The sequence below is a fragment of the Mucilaginibacter sp. P5_A4 genome, from assembly GCF_056400605.1.
In genome coordinates this window covers 1-3,429 of record NZ_JBFUKX010000109.1, presented here as the reverse complement: position 1 = coordinate 3,429, position 3,429 = coordinate 1, and the positions used below count along the sequence as shown (strand labels likewise).

Here is a 3,429-nt window from a genome sequence, read left to right as displayed (position 1 = left end):
CAGTAAACCCTTTGTTGCCTTTGGTATTATCTCCCGCAACTTTACCGCCATGTAAGTCTAATTGTATTCCAAACGGATGTGAAAGTTGTTGCCTAAGTGACACGCCGTAACCCAGTTGAGGTTTCATATGTGACACAGCATCAGTTCCAAATGGAGTAAACGGAGAAGTAACACCAACATTGGCACCAATGCTAAATGTTTTGTACTGACCAAGACCACCAAATACTTTTGGAGTAGTGGTTTCAGACGAAGTAGTTGCTGTTTTGGTGGAATCGGTTTGAGCATTAGCCATACCTACAACCATCAAAGAAGCAAATGACAATGCGACTGTTTTCTTTAATGTAGAATAATTCATAGTTTTTAAGATTAAACGATTTTAATTGTGATTTTTTTCAAATTTAGTAATTATGTTTGAAACCTTGACCAAACATTGTTCCAAAAAATGTAATAGTTACACAAATAAGTAAAAAAAAATGATTTATTAAAATAATCAACAGTTTAATATGAAATATTCGGCAATCCCTACTTCCATATTTACAAATAATAGAAAAAATTTCGTTTCGAGAACAAAAGCGGGCTCGATTGCCATTTTTCACGCTAATGACGAGTTTCCGGTGAGCGGAGACCAGAGTTTTTTATTTAAACAAAATCCTGATTTTTTTTATCTCACAGGTATTGATCAGGAACAAAGCATATTGATATTGTATCCGGATTGTCCTAATAAGGCATACAACGAAGTACTTTTTTTAAGACAAACCAACGAACACATTGCCATTTGGGAAGGACACAAATACACCAAAGAAGAAGCAAAGCTGGTATCGGGAATCGAAAATATTTATTGGCTTCATGAATATGATACAATTTTACATAGTATTATAAATTATGCCGAACATATTTACATCAATACCAACGAGAACGATCGGTATGCTCATACAGTACCATATCGCGATCTGCGGATGTATGAGGCTTTAAAACAGAAATATCCTTTGCACAAATATGAACGATCGGCATTGATACTAAGAGATCTGCGGGTTGTGAAATCAGCAATGGAAGTTGACCTTATCCAAAAAGCATGTGATATTACCAGCGATGCATTTGTGCGGGTGTTGAAATTTTTAAAGCCGGGTGTTGCCGAATACGAGATTGAGGCCGAAATAACACATGAGTTTTTAAGGCAACGCGCCACCGGGCATGCCTATAGCCCCATAATTGCATCTGGCAAGAATGCTGTTGTACTTCATTATATTGATAATAACCAGGCGTGTAATGATGGCGATATCATACTTTTTGATTTTGGAGCTCAATATGCTAATTACAATGCAGATATGAGCCGGTCGGTACCGGTAAATGGCAGGTTCACCCCGCGCCAGCGCGCTGTTTATGATGCTGTTTTGCGGGTTATGCGTGAAGCAACGAGTATGATAGTGGCCGGAACCGTTTTGAGCGACTACCAGGATGAGGTTGGAAAAGTAATGACCAGCGAACTAATAGGCCTTAAATTGCTTGATAAGCACGATGTTGCAAAGCAGGATCCTAATATCCCGCTTTACAAAAAGTATTTTATGCATGGCACATCGCACCATTTAGGTTTGGATGTACATGACTTTGCAAGCAGGTATAAAAATTTTGAAGTTGGAAATGTATTGACTTGCGAACCTGGTATTTATATTCAGGAAGAAGGGTTGGGGATAAGGATTGAAAATAACATTTTAATTACAGGCGATGGTAACCGCGATTTGATGGAAAACATACCAATAGAGGCCGAACATTTAGAGGAAATAATGAACAGTTAACTTGTTAATTGAACAAGTTTGCTGTTACCTTACATAGGCATCCACAAAACTATACAGATTAAAGTTTTTGTTGTTTAAGGCTTCAGCAAGATGTTGCTGAAGCTTTTTTTTATCAATATGCTGCGTTAATTTATGCTGGATTAGTTTGTATGCTTTTTCTGCAAGTAACATTTCGCGGCGTTTGTTTTTAAGGTTCGATGATGTTTTTATAAACGCTGCAACTTCTTTAATACCCGCTGCCTGCGATGCTATGGTTTTAAAAATAGGGGAGTGCCCGTCTTTTTTTTGCCCGATTATTTTTTTTAAACTATTAGCAAAAATATCGGCATCGGCCCTGTCGGCTTTATTGATAATAAATGCATCAGCAATTTCCATAAGGCCCGATTTGATATGCTGGATCTCATCTCCCGCTTCGGGTACCAGTACCACCAGGGTAATATCGGCCAGGCCCGTTATCTCAATTTCCGACTGGCCAACACCAACTGTTTCTATCAAAACATAATCAAACCCGGCAGCCCGTAATACATCGGTCATCTCGATAGTTTTGGCTGAGAGCCCTCCTAAAGACCCACGTGTTGCTAAAGAGCGTATAAAAACATCGGGATGGTTAAAATGTGATACCATCCTGATCCTATCGCCAAGCAGCGATCCAAAGTTAAATGGCGAAGTGGGGTCGATTGCCAAAACGGCTATTTTACTGTTATCCTTTAAAAGTACGTCTATCAAGGCATTCACGAGGGTGCTTTTCCCCGCTCCCGGCGGGCCGGTAATACCAATTATAGGGGTTGGTTTGTTGAAAGTAAGGCTTTTTAACAACGTGTCGCTTTCGGCCAAATCGTTTTCAACAATAGTTAGGGCACGTGCCACCTGCTTAAAGTTGATGTAATTAATCATTCCCGGGTTATTAAAAACAGCTGCCACATTCATGCTTGTAAGTGCAAATGACGAAAATTATCATTACATAAGACAATTTAATCTTTATTATTGCAGTTGAACAGCTGTTAACTTGCCAGTAATTGCAACAATAAGCACAATGCCCCAATCCGTACAAACAAAAACGCAGCACATATTAATCAGCCGGACAGATGCTATAGGAGATGTGGTACTTACCCTGCCAATGGCGGCTTATTTAAAAGAATTGATTCCAGGGGTAATTGTTTCATTTTTGGGGCGTACATACACTCAGCCAGTAATAAACACTTGTACTGCTGTTGATACTTTTATTAATTATGATGAAATAAAAAAACTGCCGCAAAATGAACAGGCTTTTTATTTAAAGGATAAAAATATCGATGCTATTATTCACGTGTTTCCTAATAAACATGTTGCCGAAATAGCAAAGGCAGCGGGTATAAAATTACGAATAGGCACCACTAACAGGTTTTTTCATTGGTTTACCTGCAATAAACTGGTAAAACTAAGCCGTAAAAAATCCGATTTGCATGAGGCCCAGTTGAACCTGATGTTATTAAAAGCCTTGGGGTTATTGTTGGTGCCAACGTTAAATGATATCATTAGTCATATTGGTTTCGAACGCAAAACATTGCTCCCTGCAGAATTAACCGGTAAGCTTTTGGCAGATAAATTTAACCTTATCATCCACCCAAAATCACATGGTAGTGGTATGGAATGGGGG

At 38.8% G+C, this 3,429-nt stretch carries 3 protein-coding genes and 1 pseudogene; 2 read left to right on the top strand and 2 right to left on the bottom strand.

Going from position 1 to position 3,429, the window contains the following annotated elements; translation table 11 throughout:
* A pseudogene (locus AC1DQW_RS27325) lies at positions 1–355 on the bottom strand (OmpA family protein); the annotation flags it as partial.
* 148 nt (positions 356–503) lie between these two features.
* On the opposite strand from AC1DQW_RS27325, the gene AC1DQW_RS27320 reads away from it, so the two are divergent.
* Positions 504–1,793 (top strand): aminopeptidase P family protein, encoded by a 1,290-nt coding sequence (locus AC1DQW_RS27320; RefSeq protein ID WP_477456954.1) that lies wholly within the window; start codon positions 504–506, stop codon positions 1,791–1,793.
* A gap of 24 nt (positions 1,794–1,817) precedes the next feature.
* On the opposite strand, the gene meaB is transcribed toward AC1DQW_RS27320, so the two are convergent.
* The gene (meaB, locus tag AC1DQW_RS27315) at positions 1,818–2,720 is read right to left on the bottom strand and encodes a methylmalonyl Co-A mutase-associated GTPase MeaB (RefSeq protein WP_477456953.1); all 903 of its coding nucleotides are present in this window, start codon (positions 2,718–2,720) and stop codon (positions 1,818–1,820) included.
* Between the two features lie 106 nt (positions 2,721–2,826).
* Here meaB and AC1DQW_RS27310 point away from each other — a divergent pair.
* Positions 2,827–3,429, top strand: a 603-nt coding sequence (locus AC1DQW_RS27310) for a glycosyltransferase family 9 protein (RefSeq protein ID WP_477456952.1), incomplete at its 3' end; no start/stop codon positions are given.

What these genes read in the sequence shown, in the direction of transcription:
- meaB (WP_477456953.1), bottom strand. Translation starts at nt 2,720, where the DNA reads ATGAATGTGGCAGCTGTTTTTAATAACCCGGGAATGATTAATTACATC.
- AC1DQW_RS27320 (WP_477456954.1), top strand. Translation starts at nt 504, where the DNA reads ATGAAATATTCGGCAATCCCTACTTCCATATTTACAAATAATAGAAAA.